This window comes from Citrobacter meridianamericanus (assembly GCF_041320245.1).
Classification (GTDB): Bacteria; Pseudomonadota; Gammaproteobacteria; order Enterobacterales; family Enterobacteriaceae; genus Citrobacter; species Citrobacter meridianamericanus.
Genome location: NZ_CP101036.1, coordinates 2,271,620 through 2,290,768, shown reverse-complemented (window position 1 = coordinate 2,290,768; position 19,149 = coordinate 2,271,620). Strand labels below are relative to the sequence as shown.

Below are 19,149 nucleotides of genomic sequence, written 5' to 3'. Positions count from 1 at the left end.
ATTAACTCCTGATTAAAATTTGATGTTTTTCAGTGCATCCAGTGCGGTACTCACTTCATCAACATCACGCTGTGAAAGTGAGCTATAACCCCCGGCCATGAATGCTTTAGCCTGGGTGCGTGAGAGCCCAACATCGCGCAGGACTCGTTCAATACTTTTTTGAGAAGGGATTTCTCCGCGGGAAAATGCGCTTTTGACATCACTTACACGCGCTTCATCGTTCGACGGAAACGTGACGAGACTGACTTCCCACAGGTCGATCTCTTTGAGAAGGAACACGCCCTTAACACGGTCGTACTCCCAGTCTTTCAGCATGTAGCCAATAGAAAGGCCGGTTAAAGAACCGGCCTTCATGTGGGCGTGTGCGCGTTTCGAAAGGGGGTCGTCATCAATGAGTAACCGGCCTTTAACATAAAGGCCAACCTCATCCTCTTTCATCTCAGTGTAAATACCGATGGGTTCATCCATACGGTGCTGCCAGAGTAATGCAGGGAGAGCATTCTTTTCTTTCCATGCCTGAAGGGAGGCCGAAAAAGCGCCTGGCACAACAACATCATCGTAGCTGTCCTTTACGCCAAAAACAGAGCCATAGCCTTCAAACTCCCCGCTGTCGCTGACAGACTTTAGCTGTAGCGGAATATCCAGCCGCTGTTTAGTCATCGGCATTATGTTGTTCCTCGGTTGTTTTTTTCTTGCTGCTGTCTGACGGCTTCGTCGTCATGTTCATTGGCGTAAGGTAAATATCTCCGCCTGCGCGTGGGTTAAGTTCTTCAAGTTCCCGGCAGTCATTTGGTGAGTAAATACCCCAGTTAATGCCTGTTGAATACGCCTCAAATCGCGACTTCATGTCCCCGCGCAGCAATGCGCCGGCATTGAATTTTGCGTAGTACACACCCTGCTTTGATTCCTTCACCAGCCCGATGTTGATTCGCTGCTCAATGCGGGTCATATACGGAACGAGTGAATAATTGATAAACCCCATGCCGAGGTTTTCAATATTGTTAAACGTCGAGCGGTCAGTGTTCTGCACCATGTGCATCGGCACCCGGAACAGGCGGCATATTTCCTCCAGCTGAAATTTCCTGGTCTCAAGGAACTGACTGTCTTCCGCATTGAGCGCCATCGACTTCCAGTCCAGTCCCATTTCGAGAATCATTGGTCGGTGCGCGTTGCTCAGCCCGAGGTGACGATCCTCAAAATCCTTTTTCAGCCTTGCGTAAGCAGCGTCAGTGAGCGTTTGCTCAGTGCGGAGTACGCCGGAGGTAACCGCGCCATTTGAGAACAACCGCGCCCCATGTTCCTCAGTTGCCATTCCCAGAGATATTGCTTCTCTTGCATAGGCTATAGGGTTCAGCCCCACCAGCCCGTCAAAGGTAAGCGTTCTGACATGCCAGATATCATCCTGCCCAAGCACGTCTGTTGAGCCATCGGGGAATGTTACCTGGTAAACCGGTTGCCACTGGCTGTTAAGCTTTGGTTCAACACACCCAGGGTCAATGGGAAGAAGCTCCACCACCTCGCCAAGCACTTTAACTTTGTAGGCGTAAAAATTACCGCGAAGACAAAGACAGACAATGACCAGTTCCCAGAACTCCTGAGGGGTCATGTAATCATTTGGCTTCATCGTCAGTAATTTATGCAGCCTTTCGGAAGTCGCTTTTTGTTTACTGTTTCCGGTTATCTTGTACAGGTTACAGGGCAGCATGCCCATCGACTCAGCAAGAACCCTGATACAACCGAAAACTGCTGTAAGCCGCATGGCTTTCTGGCTGCTTACCCTTTTCCCTGTATAGGTGTCGTAAGTCATTCCCACTGCTTCAGCGAGTTCTGCCGGAGTTGTGACAGGGGCGTCACTTTTTTTGAACATTCCGGGGAAAAACATCAGTCAGTCCCTCCTCGCAATGTTTTCCCGGCCAGCGAAAGCGTGCGGGAAACCAGCCATGACCAGATAAGGCAAAGCATACCCGCACTGATTAAGCCTCCAGGCGGATAAATCATCCATACACCAAACGAAAGCAAAATAGCGCCCATCACCCCGATCAGTGGGGCGAGAATCATCAGGATCATAACTGCCTCTTTATAATGAACGGACGCCGTAACTTTCCAGATGGTCAGAGAGGCTGTCCTGTTGTTCGCCGCCGTTTACAAGCATGCGGCTCATTGCGGTAAACAAGGCGGCAGGCCCGTCTATTTTCGCTTCTGGCGTGGATTTGTTCGGAAAGATATTGTCGTTTTTGTCAGGCCTGACGGTGACGTTAGACATCATCCAGTTCATAACCGGATGATTGCTGTGATGAAAACGCCCGCCATAAACCAGAGACTCCACCTCTTTCATTGACTCAGAAAAGTTTCTGACCGTCTGCGGAACCTCCACCAGCGGTACACCCTCTTCTGCCAGAGCCAGGCTAAACTGCGTTGCGCTCCAGGGGTCGAACCCAGTTTCCTTCAGGTTTTCGCCACTAATCCATTCCAGAAAATCTGCTTTAATCTGCGCATGATCGATAACATCACCATCGGTCAGTTCCAGCTTCCCAAGCTCAGCCCACTTGCGATACATCTGCGCCATTTGAGCGGAACATTTTTCCAGTCGCCCTTCTGGTAACCAGAATTTAAAGTCTGCGTGCGCATGGCCGTTATCTGCCCGCCAGAGTTTTACCGCAGCGCAAATATCAATCTTGTGGGCCAGATCCACGCCAGCCCACATCGGGTAAGTTCTCAGCTCATGACGGGGGGCGATAAACTCGCAGTTTTCCCACTTAATCATGTCCATCCAGGCTGACTCAGCGGTCACCCAGATATTCATGTGTTTGGTGAAAAAGTTAACCCTGGCGGAAACCTGTTCTTTGGCCTTCTTAGCCAGACGGCGAAGGTCATCCCAGCGCTTACAGATACCGAGTCCGGGGTTAGCCTTTTGCCAGACCGTTTCATCAAACGGGTCATCATCCTTATCCAGCGTGAAGATAATGGCGAAAAAGGTATCATCCTTAACCGCGCCTTCCACTTCGCTGTTATAGCCACGCAGCACCTTAATGGCATAATCGCGCAGCTCGTAACAAATCCCTTCTTTGTTAAACCCGGCAGTCGTTATGCCAAACAGAAGAGACTGCAATCGTGCGCCGGTTGCAGTCTCCAGAACGTCCCAGACATCACGGGTTTTATGCGCATGAAGTTCGTCTACGATGCCGCAATGGATGTTGAGACCATCCAGATTGTTGGCATCAGAAGAAAGCGGTTCAAACTTGGATGCTGTCTGCTCCTGGTAAATCGCCAGTTTATTGAATTCAAACAGTCGCCCCAGTGTGGGTTTCGCTTTTTTAACCATGTTTTTCGCATCTTCAAAAACGATGCGAGCCTGATCCCGCGTTGTCGCTGCGGAATAAACCTCTGCTCCGCCCTCACCATCGGCGCCAGCCATATAGAGACCAACGCCAGAGGATAATGTCGATTTGGCGTTTTTACGGGCTACCTCGTTATATGCCGTGCGAAACCTGCGGACCATCACAGGACGGCCGCTGCCATCATTACGCAGCACGACTTCGCCTGTTTCTTCATTTACCAGTGGGATAACAAAACCGAAGATGTTGATCAGAATGAAAACATGCCAGTCCATCAGCTCAATCGGCTGGCCTGCCAGTGCTCCTTTAACATGAGGCACGAATTTATAGAAATTGAGGATGTGCTGTGCGCGGGGCTCGCTGAAATAGATGTCACGTTCTTCACCATGCTTCAGATCATCCAGAAATCGCTGACAGGAAAGACGGACAAATTCACAGGCAATAACCTCCCCGGCAACGACGCGTTCGGCGTAACGTATGCCATCATTAACTTTTGCCATCAGTCCCTCGAATTAAGAAATTGACTTAACAGATCATCATCGTCTGGTTTGTCTTTACTGACCTTAGACCTGCTGGAAGGAGTCATACCAAACTCTGCTAACATCGCGCGAAGTCGCTTCCAGGCATCAGCTTTCATCATGGCTGCCGGATGCGGCTTGATCATGCGTATTTCTCGTTCTTTCCCTTCATCAGCATCATCATCGCTGTATACCGCATAGGTATAACCTTCCCGATCCAGCGTTTCACAATGATGGCGGTATTCCGTATATGCCTCTACCAGCAACTCCAGAGCCCTGGCATCCAGCTGAGATATGACGCCAATGGCATCAAGTTCTTCGGCCATCCGCTTAAACCAGTACTTCCCTTGCTTGTCGAAATGCTTGGGAACTGGGGGGACCCCTTTAGGTGGCTGTGGCTCGTTTTTGTTGATTGGTCGTTTGGATGGGTTACCCCTCACCAAACGCAGATGGGTAGGGGTTTTCGGCGGTCCTGACATAATCGAAAACTCCTATTAATCATCGGCTGGGGGACCCCAAAAAAAGTTTTCTAACCTGCGGCGATGTGAAGAAAGGCTAGGCGGCGGTCCTTTGGGCCTTTGCCCACAGGGATTTGACCTCCCCCTCCCCTCCACACCCGTTGATGATAATTACTATCATTTGAAGCGCTCGCGCCCTGTTTTCGAGCGGTGGCAGGGCCAGCACAGGCTTTCAAGATTCGAATCATCATCGGTACCCCCATGTGCCTTAGCCTTGATATGGTCAACGGTTGTGGCCGCAACAGCGCGACCAGTACGCAGGCAGTTCTGGCACAGATGATTGTCACGCTTCAGGATACGAGCACGCTTGATATCCCACTTACTGCCGTAGCCACGCTCATGGCGACTCTTGCCCTGCTGGTGCTGTTCCCATCCTTCGTTGCGGTGCTGATCACAATAACCAGAGCGATCAGTGGTAGTACCTGGACAACCGCGCTTGCGGCATGCCCGAGGAATTAACGCTGGCATTGGTTACTCCTGAATGAGGCCCAATAAAAAAGCCACCAGCAGCTGTTGGTGGCTATACTTCAAACCAAGATCGAATTTAGAAATTCTTAGGTTGAGAGCATGAGTAGCGGGTTTTGTCTTTTGGGGCAACCATTACGAAAACAACTGATGCGATACCACTTGTTGTCATTGTTCTTTTTAAATTTGTATAAACTCGAGATTTAACACGTTCGGCGCCATCAGATTCAGTTTCATAAACCCCTATCATTTCGGTTTCTGTTCCGAGATAAGTATTACTCGGAAGTTTGTTGCCTTTATGAGATAGCTGCTCAAACCCTTCATCAGAAAGATATCTATTCACCAAACGATAATCATCTGATTGAGCGTAATTTAAGTCAAATGTGATTAAAACCGTATATTGCATGTGCTTCACGATAATCCCCTTTGTTATGGAGCAACAACAATACACTTACAATTTAAACGGTTAAAGCATTATCGCAGGCATTCACTGAGTGCCTGCGATAATGCCACTAGTCGTCGAGTTGCAACACACCGTGCTCAAGTGACTCTGAGTAAGCGATCAGCCCTGTGTATTCAGGGATAATCTCGCCATCATCCGCTTCGAATTCCGGGATCGTGCCAGTGGTGATGGTGTATTGTGGCTGACCATCTTCTTTCGCGAAGGCTGCAAGGTCTTCAATCTGCTTAGCTGTAAGAACTACTGTCATGCTCATTCCTCAGTTGTTAAAAAGCCCCGCTATTGCGAGGCTATAGGATTGTTATTTGACTCTCTCACCGAGTCGTAAACACGCTCACACGTCATTCCAGCGTTGTAGCGTTCGTCAGCGATTCCAGCATAACGTTTAGCTTCTTCTGCAATATCTCCGAGCATGTCGGCAAGCATACCGGCGGTGGCGTCGGTTGTTTTGCTTCGGACGGCAGCGGCAAGATCTGCGGTGTGCTTTGCGGCGTCCAGTCGGGTGGCAAGCTTTGTTGCTTCGGTGCGCAGCTGGCTAACAGTGGCAGACAGACCAGCAGCAATGGCAGCAGATTTTGCGGCTTGTGCCTGTGCATCTTTTACAGCCTCATCACGGGCAATAATACGCCCTTGTTCAATCATGCGGGCGGCGGTCTGCGCGTTCGCGGTTTGCGATGATTCCACGCTGTCACGCTCTGCCCACTTCTTTTCCCAACCGCGGCTGCTCCATACGCTACCGGCGATGAATGCGACGGCCACCAGCAACGAAATAACAATGAACTGATAGCGCAGGCTCACTGGTCTATCCCCCAGCACGTCAACGCGCTTTCCTGGTCTCGTCGTTCAACCTGCCCATAGCAACCATTCTTCTGACCTTTGGTCAGACGACAATCGCGGCCACCGTCTTTAATCCACCAGCGGATCGCTTCACAGGCGCCTTTACGGTCGCCAGCATTAATCCGCTTATAGAACGTGGAAGGGAAACATTTTCCGGGGCCGATATTGTAGGGACAAAATGACGCAATGCCTGCTTTCTGCGGTTCAGTCAGCGGCACTTTGATATTTTGCTCAACCCACGCCAGCGCCTTATCGCGCTCAATGGCGTTTACCTGGGCGCATTTCTCAGCAGACAGCTTCATGCCCTGAACTACTGGCTTACTATCAACCCTCGTGGCACCACGGCAAATTGTCCAAATACCGGAACCATCCCTGTATGCGGTCAGGCTGTTACCCTCTTTCTCATCCAGAAACTGATCGAGAATCACAGGCGCGGATGCCCCGGCAAGAATCAAACCTATGACCGCTGCGCTCAGTTTATTCTTCAGCTTTTGTGGCATAGCCATTGCGACGGTCCTCCCGTTCTTTCCAGCGGAAATACCAGTTCACTGCACAGGTAATAACTGTGCATGCGATACCGACAATAATTGCCCAGTCGCTCAGGCTTAACCCTGCAATTCTGTCGGCCAACATCCAGGACACCTCTTTTGCTGTTTTGGCTGTTTCGGCATAAGCCTTCGCTGATACACCGCAGCCGGCAAGCGTGGTTCCTGATCCATATGAAAGTCTGCTGTAAATGGTGCTCATTCTGGTCATAGCCTCACCTCCGATTCTTCGGATGGCGCTGTGTGTGATGAAAGGGTCAGGCTTCACGGGCTGGATTTATCAACAAAGCACGTAGTGAGTGATTCCCGTGAGCCTGAAATTGATGAGAATGTCTGAAATATCAGAGTGTTTATTAAAACTGCTGAATAAGTGTGGTTAAATGCGGGTAAGTTCTTTTAATACAGCCAGTATCAATGATTACCAGACCATGCCCATCCTGTGGGAACCTGATCATCCCAGACGCCCTGATATGCCCGCACTGTCAAACCGTAAACCCGTTTGTGAAGGCAGCTAAAAGAGAGAGAACTAAAAACGCCTTTCTCGCCGCAATAGCAATATTTCTGGCAGGAGTAGTTATCAGGTTTTCTTTTTGGACATAAAGTTAGTCATTAGCACCACAAACGCCCCGCATACCTATAACACAAAAAAAAAGCCTGCTCGGACGAACAGGCATGAAAAATAACAATATCATCAAGGATAAACGCGTCGTGGTGCCGGGTGCCTCCCGGTGGAACAGCCCCAGCCGACTAGTTCCGCGCAACAAACCTGGGCAAAAAAGTTTGACTGGACGCCCCGCCGCTTAGGGGGATTCACCACGAGTCAAAAGATAAAATCATCCGGTGACCGGGGCAATATCTGGTCAGCACTTTTCAGAATTGAGTATTTAAATGCAAAAAGCCCCGCATAAGCGAGGCTATAAATTCTTTACCACTTCCCGGAGTGGCCACGCTCATGCCCTTGAGGTGCTGTCGCGTCATCGCCGCTGATAACCGGTGCGCATCTGGCATTCACGCTGCTTTACCGGAGCTTATTTTGATCTATGAACCCTTACCCATCACTACACAGGCTCGCCATTACGCGACTCGGGGCAGCATCATGACTGCTGCATTGCCTTTCGACTGCGGTCTGTCCGTTCTACCCGTGCATTTTCTTACCCTCCAGAAACGCAAAAGCCCCACGGTGTTATCCGCAGGGCTTGAAACGAAGGCATTAACCCATCGTTGGGATAAAATTAACACAGATTCGGGAAAAGTAAATAGCTGGAATTAACTTCCATAGCCGTTATCGTGTTATTTGTTTCAGTTGGTTTTCTGCCCATGCCTCTTCAATATCGAATTTCGTAATCAGTTGATCATAGAACGGTTTAACGGACTTCTTCCACGTATCCAGGCTGATTACATCCGTAATCTGGCAAACAGCTGCGTGGGCCTCAGTTGACGGGATGCGCTCATATCCGCGACCGCCACAGCGCTTGCAGGTGCTGAATACTGGAACGCCTTGCTGCTTCGTTTCCTTCTGATTCACCGCTTTCCCGCGGCCACGGCAATCACTACATGCGCAACTGATGGCTTTTTTCCCTTTGCACTGAGGACAGAGAACACGCGTTATCTCTTTTACCTCACGCCTGTTTTGGTGCTGCGAAGGTATCACCTTCAAACCAAACGCTTTTGATGCCTTAATAATTTCTTTTGCATGTGCCGGCGTATTGGTTTTCATACTGAATACCTCAGCATCAATAAAGCCCTCACCGTCGCAGCAATCGCACCGTTTTACACTGGCTGCGCTGCGGGAATAATCCTCAAATGCGAAGGTGGCCAACTGGTGCATCACCTGAGGCTTAACCCCGAAATCCAACTTACGCAGTGCTGCAACCTTGTCACATTTGGTCATCGCGTACTCAGCCAGCAGTACGATCGCCCGATCCCGGTCGTTATTACTTATGCCCATCTTACCGAGGAAAGCACTGTACCCCATGGCAGCGCGTTCCTGAGTCATGCCCATTGCCGCCATAATGTCGGTGCCAGTCAGTGAATCACAGGCGGTAGCACGCGGAGAATCGCTAATCAGGGTGGATTTTGCAAAGTGGTATTTCACTGTGTTTTCGAGGTTCATAGCGCATCTCCAGCATAAGTTTTCACGTAATTCTTCAATATTCGGTAGTCCGTCAGCACAGAACCCGGGAAATGGTATAAGCGCAATCTTTGCCAGCGAACGCGGAGGTGATCGGCAAAGTAGGTTTCAAATGTCATTCTTCCCCCTGCTTTTTCAGTTCCTTGAGTTTTGCGCGGTACTCATCGCGGATCCGGATGTAATCGTCGCGTTTCCATTTTGGTAATTCATGTGGCCCCATTAGTGCATCAAAGCGAACCTGGCCTATTTTGGCGATCAGCGCGGGACGATAGGATATAAGGTTGCCTGACAGGTGGTTATTACAGGGGGCGCACTGGCGGTGACAATTATCTTCATCAAAGCGCAGTTCTGGATTGGCACCAGTCGTGCGGAAGTGTCCTGCGTGATATTGTCCGTCGTGGTGGCGACCGCAGCTGATGCATGGCAAATGGCGATCCCGGTACCGGATAAACTCATTGAATGCCTGCTGTGCCTGTCGGATAAAATAACTAAGGGGCTTAACCGCTTGCCGACGCTCAGCCTGACGCTTACGTTCAACCTTCTCTACCCTCTTCTTTTCCCGCTGTGCTTCGGCCTTCGCGGTATCATTCGCTACTTTTCCGTAACGGCAGGCACAGTCAAACGAACATACGAACTGACCATCGCGAGTTGGATGGAACCATTTTTTACATACTGAACACTTGCGGCGAGGTAACTTTTTCAGAATGGCAGGCATTGTTGTCCACCTCCCTGAATGGCGTTTAACTCTCTGCGATGCGCGTTTAGATAGCTATTCCAGTGGGCTTGCCGGATGATGGCGGCTTGCTCTTCCTGCAGGACTGGTTCGCGAATGGCTTTGTATTTCCGGTTTTTGTCTTCCCGAATAACATCGCCATTAACATTCAGCGCCTGACACAGCGGACAATAATCACGGGTCTCCATGCCACCCGCTCTACCTGAGAAAAAGATATTGCCGTGCCATGTTCCGCACTCAGCACACAACGGCGCGTCGCACGTAAAAATTCCCCGCGCATTGCTGAGGTGGTGGTTTTCGTCCTCATCAGCATCCCAGCCAATGATCCCGTCGCATAGCAGGGTTGCATGTTTACCGCAGAACAGGCATTTCGCTGATTTAGCCATGCTCACCCCCAGACCTTTTGCCGAAAGGTTCTTGGTGTACGCGCCGGATGCTCGCATTCAGGTAATTTTGCGCTGACAGTCCAGGTGATGTTGTCGCGATTCAGGCTACGTTCTACCGTGGCGCCACGACGGCGGTAACTGGCCACCAGCTCGTCGGCCCGCTCGGTGGTGCATTCGTGATGGTGAAACCATGAAAATTTCATCGCCATCACCCCGCAAAGCTCATAAGCTGCGATGCGGCATTTTCCGCTTCACGCTGGTCTTTAAATGCCCGGGACAATACCCAGCGCCACAGAACATCGAGCGCGGCTTTGTACAGCTGCTGGAACTCGGTTTCGTCCATGTTGGCGAAGGCGATACTGCGGGGGTGTTTGCGAAGGGTGCCGTCGGGAAGCTGTATGGCGTCGTAGTGGCCAGACTCGATGATCACCCATGCACGGTATGCGTCATAGGATTTGCAGATGCTGATACTACCGGCACGCTTATCTGCGATACGGTCAAGATATTGCTCAGCAGCATCCAGGAGTGCGGCTTCGCTTCCCGCGAATGAGGCAAGGAATTTAGCGTACCCGGTTACCAGCTTGCGTTCGTTGGAGGAGATCGCCCCGCCAGTAGGTTCCCAGTATTCAAACCCGAGATTCAGGAGCGCAAAGAAACGGCGATGGAATGCGGGATTCCTCACCTGACGAAATTCGGCTACCAGTACGGCGCCGAGTTTGATTTTTGATTGCAGAACATCGCTGGTCTCCGGCGTCGCGGGGATCAGGATTCCTGATTGATGCTTAATGAGGTGTAGTTCGTGCGCCATGGTTCTCTCCGTGGCGCATCAAGTCGTCAGTTGTTCAGGCTGACACTGACATTATGTACAGTTGATAATGGAAAATCAATGCAAGAAAAAACCCGCCGTAGCGGGTTATATTGTCGATATGGGAATTCACATATCGCTTGTATGGCAGGTTATATCAATCACCAGAGTCTACGAGCTTTTGCATAGCACCTGCGTAACGGGACATGCCGATTTCCAATGCTAACCTCACGTCCTGCTGCGGTGCTGCCGCGAGCATAGCCCTGTATGTCGGGTTAATTGCATCATGTTCGTTCATTGCTGCCCATCCTGCTTTATTCATAGCCTCCGTTGGCTCTTTTGGAACCAACTGCCAACCATCCTGAATCACCGGAGAGTTGCCAGCCTGAAGCATGGCGGCGCGGCAGGCCTTCCAGCCCTCCCACATCCTAACGAAATCATGGGCTAACCATGCGGAATATGCCGTTACTGCATATCCGGTACCGCAGCGGGTGACATGCTTCGGCATTTTGAATGTTCGCTCGAATGCATCTCGCGGATCTTCATCCGGCACTACCGGCGCTCTCGGCTTGCCCTGCCTATCTGACGGCGCTAACGGAGCGTTTCTCAGTACAGTGGCCAGCATTTCAATATCTACTGGTGCAGGCTCAGCACCAAACGCTGCAATAGCCCCATCAATCACCTTCACAGCATCAGCCATTGCGTAGCCGAGATTACCGCCGTCGCTTTGTGCTGCTGCTTTGCTGAGTATTTCGCGTATCTGGTGCAGGCGATCGAGTGATACAGGACCGTTCGCCGGGTGGTTAGTTGTCATGGGTTAGTGGCTCCTGAATCCGTTGCAAGCGCGAAGAAATTCGACGATATAACCCTTCATTTTTTCAGCCATATCGCCGGACCATCCTTCAGGTGGTGTCCATGTTTCTACGATGTCAGCCATCTTTTTCGCTTTGGCTGGGGTAACATCGAGCGGGTCATTGGTATGTTGCTGGTTAACAAGTTTTTCCATACCTGGAATATCCAGCACAGCGAACCATGTCCCATTTGACATTCCGAGTCCGGGGATGCGTTGCCCACTGCGACGTTTATCTCTTAGTGCTACAGTCATCTCACTCCCCCTTCACGCCAATGCCAGCGGCGGAAACTTCTTTAGCTACACGCTCCGCTTCACGAAAATCCCAATCGACGCGATGTGCAATCTCAATAGCTGAACGCACTGTGCGCTCAATCAGAGAATCCAGTTGGTCAATCGTCATCGCTATATCAGGGTTGTGAGCCAGTAACTCAGCACGTCGAATCTGCCAGTTGTTGCAGGTTTCCAGTAACGAATTAGCCATTATTTTTACCTCCTGCACTATACGACTTCAGGCATTGCTCATATCCAGCCTGGTCATTCGTCTGTCCGTAGCTAAACCCATGCTGAAGGCCATGACGAAACGCGCTATCCTGCAATTTGTCGGCAATTTCAAGTTTCACCTCCAGTTCTGCTATGCGCTGGCGTAATGCTTTGATATCGCGATCAGCATTAGCCAGTAACCGATTTTCAAAGTTATGCTCTGCTATGCGCTTCTCTGTGTCCTCCAGTGCTTTTTCTGCTCTGTCTGCACGCTCGCCTTCCGATTCGGCTAATCCGTGGTAATGCCACTTTTCAGCCTCGTATGTGCTGGCGTAACCTTTTTCTTTCTCCAGCTCATCCAGCAGCGCCAGCACGGTAGCTGGGTTAGCAGCGGCGATGAATTCAGCGTTGCGTTTGGCTGTCTCATCCCAAGCTATGTGGTAATCGTGATCCCACTCTTCGTGAATGCATGCAACTGTAGAGTTGGTCATATCGAGCAATGACTCGCTACCGACGTAAACCGCGTATGAGTGGTATCCAGACGCTCTGTCTTCACCCTCGCCGTATTCGCCGTCAGTTTCGACAACATCAGACCACCACTCTCCACTGGTGGCTTTCTCTGCTAATTGGCGCAGAGCTTGTTTGTTGAGTGCTGTCATTGGGCAGCCTCCTGATAATCAACGTACGGCTCATCCAGGACATCCATCGGCGCATCGCAATGAACGCAATGGCCATCAGCATTCTGAAACTCGTTATTAGACATCCACTGCTTGCACGACCAACAGCGAATCTCACCAGGCTTTAAATATTCGCTCATAGCGCGGCTCCTTTGCGAAGTTGGGCGGCGAACCCGTTGCACAACTCGCCAGCGTCTTGCAGCACCAGCCTGGCCTCTTCATGGAGACCTTGAGCGTACTGCCTCAGGTATTCGCCAACTCTCTCCACACCCTGCGCCCGCACTTCAGCCAGGAAAGCGTCGGTAGCCGGGGCTTCAACCGGCAAGTAGGCATGACATAAACGGCGATGTACCAAATCAGCCAGCCGCTCACCATCTTTCTCCCCAAGAGCATCAATCAATCCCTCGACCTCGGCGGCGTGAATACACCCAGCAGCATGCTCAACGCTATCTTTCAGCCCCGCATTCTCCGCCGCCAGCTCCCTGCACTTGCTCTCGGCGTTAGCGAGCTGTACTGCCATGTCTGTGACTTCAGCTTCAAGGTTTTCAGTGTATTCAATCAGGAGATCGATTCTTTCCGGCGTTACGGTTTTAACGTATTTGCAAATCGATGACGCATAATTATCATCCTGGAGTGTGCCAGCCAGGCCATTGCAATATTTCCGATTCCCTTTTGTCGCCTTGATATCGGCGATAATTTTTTTAACGTCTGGTTTCATGCTGATGCTCTCCCGTAAAACGCCAGTACACGCTGCATAGCCGGACTTGTGCGGCAAACTGATGTGACCATGTTTTTGCTCATGTTCGATTTGAGCTGCTTGATGTTCAACTCCCCGCCGGGTTGCAGCGAATAGACCGGGCGATGCGGCTCACCAGTGCGGATTACTACCGCTCTGCGTACCAGGTGAAGCAGCAGGTTGTGTGCTTTCTTGCAGTCGCATCCCAGAAGGTTCTGAACCTGACGCGGCGTTACGGTCTGGTTAGTCCGAAGAAAATCAACGATTGCCCACAGTGATTTGCTTGCCATAGTGATTTGCCCCATTAGACCAGACCGGCGTTTTTGCGTTGTTTGTACTGAGCCATCAGCATCTCTGCTGGTGTTGGGCCAGTAGCTGCTTTCGGCGCTGCAAGTGCACGACGGATTGGCGGTACCGGCTTACCGGACAGTGCTCGCTTTTCCCAGTCATGCAGGATGTCACCAGCGGCTCGGATAAGTTCCTTCTCACTGAACTGTCCTTCTGTTCCACGACGGCGAAGCTCCAGGCAGACGTGGTAATACAGCGGGTTTTTATCCTTCCATGGGAACTGCTCACTGGTCGGATAGCGAAAAACAAGTTTCCGCCAGCGCCAGTATTCACTCATGATGTCGTCCACACTGACCCCCAGCGCACCACTCCCCTCACGACACCACGAAATAAACTGACCCGGCGACGGCCAGAACGGTGACTGGCTGGATCGGGCTTTCTGCATCCCGGCGGAAAGTTGCTCACGGGAGGTGATGCCTGACTCAGCAAAAGCCGCGATCCATTGCTGCTTTGCAACGCGAATATCAGCGTCAGTACGTAGGTTCGTCTGAGTGGATGCCGGGAATACCTGCATGAGGTTTTCAAAAAGCATATCCACCAGCTTTTCAGCGTCAGCGTTTACAACCTTGCGTCCGTCGTAAGAATCTCCAGCCATGCGCGATAGCATTTCGCTGTCGCGATTCTGAATTGCACGATAAAGATCCGGGGTCATAAAAATTTCTCCCATGCTTCAGGACTGTTCCAGTGCGGGCCAGTTTCGGATTTGTTTGCGCTGACATCTGTGCGTGGATTACGGGTAGTGTCTTCGCTGTGAAGGGTTAACGTGTCCCACTTGGCGCGGAGCTTTGCGGGGGAGAGAATATTTTTGTACCAGAACGAGTCTTTGCAGGCCCATCGGAACAGCTCACAAATCTCTTTGTGGGTGCGTCCGTCCAGTTGGCGCATCAGGCGTATATCATTCGCCCAGCCAGCCATATTCGGTTTTTTCAGGGATGGTTTGGTGATGTCGCGAAGCGCCAGCATCCACTCTGCACAACGGAGATCGTCAGATGTCCCCCACTTGTCACCTTTCGGAGTCTGGACAGCTGCATCAGGAACAATTTTTGAAATTCTCTGACGTACATTAAATACGTTAGTATTTAATATTACTTCTTGTTCATGATTCTCGGGCTTAAGCGCGCCCTTATGTTCGGGGTTATGCTCGGCATCCACTCCCGAAGCCTCGCCATTGCTGGGTTCGCTATGCGCGGGGCTATGCTCGCTGTTATGCGCGGCGTTATGCGCGGGTAAACCGTCCATTTTTTGAGCGTAATGCGCGAAATTTGTGATGGTAATTACAGTGCCTTTTCTCTTCTCACCAGCGGTTGAAATCATCCCTTCTTTCACGAAAAGAGACAGCATTCGATCCACTGCATGACGGCTTGTTGGCTCCCCATTTCGGTCGCATAATTTCAACCCGAGATCTGCCGACGTGGTCACCAGTTGTCCGGTTTGTAATGGCCACTGCCGGCCTTTAAAGTTTGCCGTGTAGGGCTGGCGGGCGGCGCCCAACAGAAGGTTCTCCCATAGCGTGCGCAGGAAGACATCTTTAGCCCAGGGCTTCTTCAGTACACTCCGGTACAACGGGATGAATCCGGTCTTCTGGTTCTCCATCCGGTTGCTCCTGACGGCGGTACGCGCCGCAAAATCGGCGTAAGCAACATTCGACATAGCTATGCTCCTTTCGCCTGGTGTTTTGTACATGCGTTTGTCATAATGACCTCGTAATTTCTGCCTGGAATTACACCGAAGGTCGGTTCCGTTGGCGCGGTCCGACCTTTACCTTTTTTTGAGCCCGTCATATAGCCCCCAGCATCATCTGCACCATCTCCATCAGCGGGCCAGTTAGCCCAGGGTCAACGCGGTACATCTCCACGATCCCCTCGCTCAGCTCTTTCAGCTTCTGATGACGCGGCGCATCCATCGCGACAGCTATCTTCGCTTCGCTGGTTTCCTTCTCCATACGTGCCAGGCGAGCCATGATGTTGTCTTCTGGCAGCAGGCGACTGCGGTACACAATCGGCAAGACAGCGAGAATTGCCGGTGTCAGCTGGCGGACGTTCTCGCGGTAACGCTCGCTGTTGAAGTGGTTGTCCAGGAAGCGAAACAGCTTCTGGCGCTTTCGGCAGAGATCGCCAGGGAAAGTGATGTCATCACCACCCTGCGCCTGGTACTCTTCGATGATCAGAGCAGAAACGACATCCTGACCATCTACACCTGCCCATGAACGAACGGCATCTCGAATATCTTCGTGACACGGTCCCTTATAGGGTTGAGCGCGATTTATCACCGCTTGTTGCGGTACTCCTGTATCCTGGTAAAACGTAAGTGATTGCATTTGCAGCCCCCTGAAGGTTAGCGCCGCCGGTCAGACGGCTTAATGTGGAAATAAATCGGATAAGTCAGGCCTGATTTCATGGGCTTTGACCTCACCATTAGTAGCCTTGACGATTGATAGAACGTGCTTTGGGGATACAGATCCTCCGTTCAACCACTTATGAACGGCTGGTTGAGAAACTCCACAGGCGTCAGCAAGCCTTTGCTGACTCCCCACGATTTCCAGTGCCTTGTAAATAACTAAATTCATAAATCATTCCTCGAATGGTGATTAACAATGAAAATATAACATAAGTTATGCCAGCAGTCCATAATATTTGTTATTTTACTTTCTATAACCACGGTTATAAATTGACGACATGAAAACCTTCGCAGAACGATTAATCGCCGCCATGACCGCAGCAGGCCTGTCCCAAGGGCAGCTAGCTGAACGTGTTGGACTCTCACAACCGGCGATTCAAAAAATGACATCAGGAAAGACAAATGGCAGCCGTAAGATGGTTGAGCTTTCGCGTGCGCTAAGCGTCAGACCTGAATGGCTGAGCGCAGGAAGCGGTCCGATGCGTCATGAAGACAACATCCCACCAGAGAAAGAGTGGGGGAAAATTGACTCATGGGACAGAAACACACCGCTTCCTGAAGATGAAGTGGAGATCCCCTTTTTGAGAGATATAGAGTTTGCTTGTGGTGACGGCAAGGTTTCTGACGAGGATTACAACGGTTTTAAACTGAGGTTTTCGAAAGCGACTCTGCGCAAGGTAGGTGCTAACACTGATGGCTCAGGTGTTCTATGTTTCCCTGCGAGAGGAAATAGTATGGAACCCAATATTCCTGATGGCACTACGGTCGCTGTAAACACAAAAGATAAAAAAATCGTTGATGGGAAAATGTATGCCATCAACGAAGATGGGTGGAAAAGAATTAAACTGCTTTATCGCACAGGACCCGAGATGATCAGCATTCGCAGTTACAACAGTGCTGAGTATCCATCTGAGGATAAAAATCTAGGAGACATAGAAATTATAGGCAGGGTTTTTTGGTGGTCAGTTTTAGACTATTAACACAGATATGGGACACCCCAAATGGATGCATTTAAAAACAGGTTAAAGCTTCATAGTGATCATGTTAAAAACGTTGGACTGCATTGCACTACTGAAGAAACAACAAAGCAGGCACTAATTTTACCATTTTTGGATATTCTCGGTTTTAGTCCATACGATCCACAAAAAGTAAAAGCTGAATATGGTGCTGATTTTCCTGGGGTGAAAGCTAATGAGCGGGTTGACTATGCCCTGTTTTGTCAAGGGATTCCAGTCATGTTCATTGAAGCCAAAGCCTATAAAGAAAAAATTGATAATCACTGCCCGCAGTTATCAAGATATTTTAACTCAACCCCAGAGGTAACAATCTCAGCCATAACCAATGGAGTTGAGTGGAGATTTTTTACTGACCTAAAAGAGAAAAATATTATGGACCCCACTCCATTCTTAAAAATAAGAATGGATGAAGCTACAGACGCTGATGCTGAGCAACTGTTTAGATTTAGACATGACAAGTTCAAGCCCGAAGCCTTAAGAACCCTCGCAGAAGAAAGCGTATACCTTTCCGCTTTTACTAAAACAATAAGTTCAAGCCTTCGAGAAGTTGACCAGGAATTTGTTAGATATGTAGCAAGCAGATCTAATGTAGAAAGACAATTGAACCAAAGATTTCTTGAGTCGATAACACCATTAGTTAAACAAGCAGTAGAATTATCAGTAAGTGCCATGGTAGTTTCTGGGCTATCTGGAAAAAACCCAACAGAATCCTTGCACGATGAAGTTCATGACGAGAACGAACAAGAAAAGTCTGATGCACAAGCGGATGTTGTAGACCCAGATAATCCTAATATTGTTACTACTCATAACGAAAGGCAGCTCTTTGATAAAATCGTATCAATCATTGGATTTGAGCACGACATTCAATACAAAGACACTGCATCGTACTTCGGTGTTCTCTTCCAGGGTAAAACGAACCGCTGGATAGTTCGCTACTATGATAAGAAATCGAAATCATCGATCCAACTACCTATAGATTTGAATGACATAACAATTAATGAAATCTCTAGAGCAGGATTAACCTGCGATGCTTCAAGGATTTACATGGATAATCCTGAGGATATTTTGAGGATATCGGGATTAGTTCTTGATTCTTTTGAGTACGTAAAAAACGACGAAAATTTCCGCAAGAAGCAATAACATAACCGGCCTCATGGCCGGTTTCTCCTTCGCCATCCTAAAGCAATAAATCCACTTCTGCTATCCATACCCCATTTTTATAAAATTAAATTCCCTTTGTTATTATGCACATATAACTCAATTCCCATTTTTATAAGTTAAGTTATGGACAATATCGATAACTATAGTTATTCTTACCTCATCGCGAAACACTAAGCGCATCAAGTTCAAACGTTCCGCCAGCCTGGCGACAAGGGCAAACACAGAAGTGAGCTTCGCGGTGGTGAATTGCCGAGTTAAAACGCTCAACCGTGAAGATCAGCGTCACGGCACCACCAGCGAAGTTCACTCAGAAAAACTGGAGAACATCATGGTTCATCAGCACTACGGTACACAGACGGTAAACCGCGGCGCAGTTCAGCCTGGAATGCTCGTCAAACACAAGGATTCAACCTGGACGGCATCAGCTAATGCTCGTGGTCGTTTGTATCTGCATCGCGGCGTTGAGATGACTTACACCAGGGATTTGCTGGTTGAAGTTTATCTGAACGGTCTGGGGAATGGCCTCAGCCATTAACGGAGAGTGTCATGCAAGACAAGAAATGTGGTTACTGCAGCAAGCCGGTTAAACAGGAAGAAGTAATCAAAAGCACCCTTCTCTATCGCAACGGCTCACAGCTGGCGCGCAAAGAGAAAGAGTACTGTTCCAGACGTTGCGCTTCGCACGACCAGATGGCTCACGAAGGCTAACGTACACCCCGCGCAAGGCGGGATCTACGTCCGGTGCCAC

General features: G+C 50.0%; 33 protein-coding genes. 5 read left to right on the top strand and 28 right to left on the bottom strand.

Going from position 1 to position 19,149, the window contains the following annotated elements:
* Positions 1-12: 12 nt before the first annotated feature.
* The 11 genes from NMD08_RS10995 to NMD08_RS10945 form a co-directional block, all read right to left on the bottom strand.
* Positions 13-666, bottom strand: a complete 654-nt coding sequence (locus tag NMD08_RS10995; protein ID WP_016150486.1) for an HK97 family phage prohead protease — start codon at positions 664-666, stop codon at positions 13-15.
* Positions 653-1,882, bottom strand: coding sequence for a phage portal protein (locus NMD08_RS10990; RefSeq protein WP_370620141.1), 1,230 nt, complete (start codon positions 1,880-1,882; stop codon positions 653-655). The genes NMD08_RS10995 and NMD08_RS10990 overlap by 14 nt, the downstream gene beginning before the upstream one ends.
* On the bottom strand, positions 1,882-2,067 hold the full coding sequence (locus tag NMD08_RS10985) for a hypothetical protein (protein WP_008323320.1): 186 nt from the start codon (positions 2,065-2,067) through the stop codon (positions 1,882-1,884). The genes NMD08_RS10990 and NMD08_RS10985 overlap by 1 nt, the downstream gene beginning before the upstream one ends.
* A gap of 10 nt (positions 2,068-2,077) precedes the next feature.
* On the bottom strand, positions 2,078-3,835 hold the full coding sequence (locus tag NMD08_RS10980) for a terminase large subunit (protein WP_370611671.1): 1,758 nt from the start codon (positions 3,833-3,835) through the stop codon (positions 2,078-2,080).
* The gene (locus tag NMD08_RS10975) at positions 3,835-4,332 is read right to left on the bottom strand and encodes a phage terminase small subunit P27 family (protein WP_003841734.1); all 498 of its coding nucleotides are present in this window, start codon (positions 4,330-4,332) and stop codon (positions 3,835-3,837) included. Before NMD08_RS10975 ends, NMD08_RS10980 begins: the two co-directional genes overlap by 1 nt.
* 156 nt (positions 4,333-4,488) lie before the next feature.
* On the bottom strand, positions 4,489-4,839 hold the full coding sequence (locus tag NMD08_RS10970; protein WP_370611672.1) for an HNH endonuclease: 351 nt from the start codon (positions 4,837-4,839) through the stop codon (positions 4,489-4,491).
* 76 nt (positions 4,840-4,915) lie between these two features.
* A complete protein-coding gene (locus tag NMD08_RS10965; RefSeq protein ID WP_370611673.1) occupies positions 4,916-5,251 on the bottom strand; it encodes a hypothetical protein in 336 nt (111 codons plus the stop codon).
* A gap of 97 nt (positions 5,252-5,348) precedes the next feature.
* On the bottom strand, positions 5,349-5,546 hold the full coding sequence (locus tag NMD08_RS10960) for a hypothetical protein (RefSeq protein WP_000219369.1): 198 nt from the start codon (positions 5,544-5,546) through the stop codon (positions 5,349-5,351).
* Between the two features lie 29 nt (positions 5,547-5,575).
* Positions 5,576-6,094 (bottom strand): DUF2514 domain-containing protein, encoded by a 519-nt coding sequence (locus NMD08_RS10955; RefSeq protein ID WP_370612345.1) that lies wholly within the window; start codon positions 6,092-6,094, stop codon positions 5,576-5,578.
* Positions 6,091-6,639 carry a lysozyme gene (locus tag NMD08_RS10950; RefSeq protein ID WP_370611674.1) on the bottom strand — a complete coding sequence of 183 codons (549 nt, stop codon included), beginning with the start codon at positions 6,637-6,639 and terminating at the stop codon, positions 6,091-6,093. The genes NMD08_RS10955 and NMD08_RS10950 overlap by 4 nt, the downstream gene beginning before the upstream one ends.
* The gene (locus tag NMD08_RS10945; protein WP_016150433.1) at positions 6,611-6,889 is read right to left on the bottom strand and encodes a phage holin; all 279 of its coding nucleotides are present in this window, start codon (positions 6,887-6,889) and stop codon (positions 6,611-6,613) included. Before NMD08_RS10945 ends, NMD08_RS10950 begins: the two co-directional genes overlap by 29 nt.
* 203 nt (positions 6,890-7,092) lie before the next feature.
* Here NMD08_RS10945 and NMD08_RS10940 point away from each other — a divergent pair, with 203 nt between their 5' ends.
* Positions 7,093-7,278: a zinc ribbon domain-containing protein gene (locus NMD08_RS10940; protein ID WP_370620140.1), complete on the top strand. Its 186-nt coding sequence runs from the start codon at positions 7,093-7,095 to the stop codon at positions 7,276-7,278.
* Positions 7,279-7,960: 682 nt separating this feature from the next.
* Here NMD08_RS10940 and NMD08_RS10935 read toward each other — a convergent pair.
* The 17 genes from NMD08_RS10935 to NMD08_RS10855 form a co-directional block, all read right to left on the bottom strand.
* Positions 7,961-8,791, bottom strand: coding sequence for an antitermination protein (locus NMD08_RS10935; RefSeq protein ID WP_171859113.1), 831 nt, complete (start codon positions 8,789-8,791; stop codon positions 7,961-7,963).
* Entirely contained in the window at positions 8,788-8,928 is a 141-nt protein-coding gene (locus NMD08_RS10930) for a YlcG family protein (RefSeq protein ID WP_171859114.1), read from the bottom strand. Before NMD08_RS10930 ends, NMD08_RS10935 begins: the two co-directional genes overlap by 4 nt.
* A complete protein-coding gene (locus tag NMD08_RS10925; RefSeq protein WP_370620205.1) occupies positions 8,925-9,512 on the bottom strand; it encodes a recombination protein NinG in 588 nt (195 codons plus the stop codon). Before NMD08_RS10925 ends, NMD08_RS10930 begins: the two co-directional genes overlap by 4 nt.
* On the bottom strand, positions 9,509-9,928 hold the full coding sequence (locus NMD08_RS10920; protein ID WP_370620139.1) for a hypothetical protein: 420 nt from the start codon (positions 9,926-9,928) through the stop codon (positions 9,509-9,511). The genes NMD08_RS10925 and NMD08_RS10920 overlap by 4 nt, the downstream gene beginning before the upstream one ends.
* Positions 9,929-9,930: 2 nt before the next feature.
* Complete coding sequence (locus tag NMD08_RS10915; RefSeq protein ID WP_370620138.1) at positions 9,931-10,137, bottom strand: hypothetical protein; 207 nt, start codon at positions 10,135-10,137, stop codon at positions 9,931-9,933.
* Positions 10,137-10,736, bottom strand: coding sequence for a DUF1367 family protein (locus NMD08_RS10910; RefSeq protein WP_230121925.1), 600 nt, complete (start codon positions 10,734-10,736; stop codon positions 10,137-10,139). The genes NMD08_RS10915 and NMD08_RS10910 overlap by 1 nt, the downstream gene beginning before the upstream one ends.
* 154 nt (positions 10,737-10,890) lie before the next feature.
* Positions 10,891-11,547 (bottom strand): hypothetical protein, encoded by a 657-nt coding sequence (locus tag NMD08_RS10905; RefSeq protein WP_370620137.1) that lies wholly within the window; start codon positions 11,545-11,547, stop codon positions 10,891-10,893.
* Between the two features lie 3 nt (positions 11,548-11,550).
* Positions 11,551-11,838, bottom strand: coding sequence for a hypothetical protein (locus tag NMD08_RS10900; protein ID WP_370620136.1), 288 nt, complete (start codon positions 11,836-11,838; stop codon positions 11,551-11,553).
* Position 11,839: 1 nt separating this feature from the next.
* A complete protein-coding gene (locus tag NMD08_RS10895) occupies positions 11,840-12,067 on the bottom strand; it encodes a hypothetical protein (RefSeq protein ID WP_370620135.1) in 228 nt (75 codons plus the stop codon).
* A complete protein-coding gene (locus NMD08_RS10890) occupies positions 12,060-12,725 on the bottom strand; it encodes an ead/Ea22-like family protein (RefSeq protein ID WP_370620134.1) in 666 nt (221 codons plus the stop codon). The genes NMD08_RS10895 and NMD08_RS10890 overlap by 8 nt, the downstream gene beginning before the upstream one ends.
* Positions 12,722-12,883 carry a hypothetical protein gene (locus NMD08_RS10885; protein WP_370620133.1) on the bottom strand — a complete coding sequence of 54 codons (162 nt, stop codon included), beginning with the start codon at positions 12,881-12,883 and terminating at the stop codon, positions 12,722-12,724. The genes NMD08_RS10890 and NMD08_RS10885 overlap by 4 nt, the downstream gene beginning before the upstream one ends.
* The gene (locus NMD08_RS10880; protein ID WP_370620132.1) at positions 12,880-13,461 is read right to left on the bottom strand and encodes a hypothetical protein; all 582 of its coding nucleotides are present in this window, start codon (positions 13,459-13,461) and stop codon (positions 12,880-12,882) included. Before NMD08_RS10880 ends, NMD08_RS10885 begins: the two co-directional genes overlap by 4 nt.
* Entirely contained in the window at positions 13,458-13,769 is a 312-nt protein-coding gene (locus tag NMD08_RS10875; protein WP_065944802.1) for a hypothetical protein, read from the bottom strand. The genes NMD08_RS10880 and NMD08_RS10875 overlap by 4 nt, the downstream gene beginning before the upstream one ends.
* A 14-nt stretch (positions 13,770-13,783) precedes the next feature.
* Positions 13,784-14,479, bottom strand: coding sequence for a replication protein P (locus tag NMD08_RS10870; RefSeq protein WP_049281720.1), 696 nt, complete (start codon positions 14,477-14,479; stop codon positions 13,784-13,786).
* Positions 14,476-15,477: a replication protein gene (locus NMD08_RS10865; RefSeq protein WP_370620131.1), complete on the bottom strand. Its 1,002-nt coding sequence runs from the start codon at positions 15,475-15,477 to the stop codon at positions 14,476-14,478. Before NMD08_RS10865 ends, NMD08_RS10870 begins: the two co-directional genes overlap by 4 nt.
* A gap of 127 nt (positions 15,478-15,604) precedes the next feature.
* Entirely contained in the window at positions 15,605-16,144 is a 540-nt protein-coding gene (locus NMD08_RS10860) for a toxin YdaT domain-containing protein (RefSeq protein WP_099531221.1), read from the bottom strand.
* 39 nt (positions 16,145-16,183) lie between these two features.
* A complete protein-coding gene (locus NMD08_RS10855) occupies positions 16,184-16,393 on the bottom strand; it encodes a helix-turn-helix domain-containing protein (protein WP_099531219.1) in 210 nt (69 codons plus the stop codon).
* 109 nt (positions 16,394-16,502) lie between these two features.
* On the opposite strand from NMD08_RS10855, the gene NMD08_RS10850 reads away from it, so the two are divergent.
* From NMD08_RS10850 to NMD08_RS10835, 4 genes are all read left to right on the top strand, one after another.
* Positions 16,503-17,204 carry a helix-turn-helix transcriptional regulator gene (locus tag NMD08_RS10850; RefSeq protein WP_172751077.1) on the top strand — a complete coding sequence of 234 codons (702 nt, stop codon included), beginning with the start codon at positions 16,503-16,505 and terminating at the stop codon, positions 17,202-17,204.
* A 21-nt stretch (positions 17,205-17,225) separates the two neighbouring features.
* Positions 17,226-18,380, top strand: a complete 1,155-nt coding sequence (locus NMD08_RS10845) for a type I restriction endonuclease (RefSeq protein WP_103285403.1) — start codon at positions 17,226-17,228, stop codon at positions 18,378-18,380.
* Between the two features lie 349 nt (positions 18,381-18,729).
* Complete coding sequence (locus tag NMD08_RS10840) at positions 18,730-18,936, top strand: hypothetical protein (protein ID WP_016156718.1); 207 nt, start codon at positions 18,730-18,732, stop codon at positions 18,934-18,936.
* An 11-nt stretch (positions 18,937-18,947) separates the two neighbouring features.
* Entirely contained in the window at positions 18,948-19,109 is a 162-nt protein-coding gene (locus NMD08_RS10835; protein WP_164562699.1) for a YdaE family protein, read from the top strand.
* Positions 19,110-19,149: the final 40 nt, after the last annotated feature.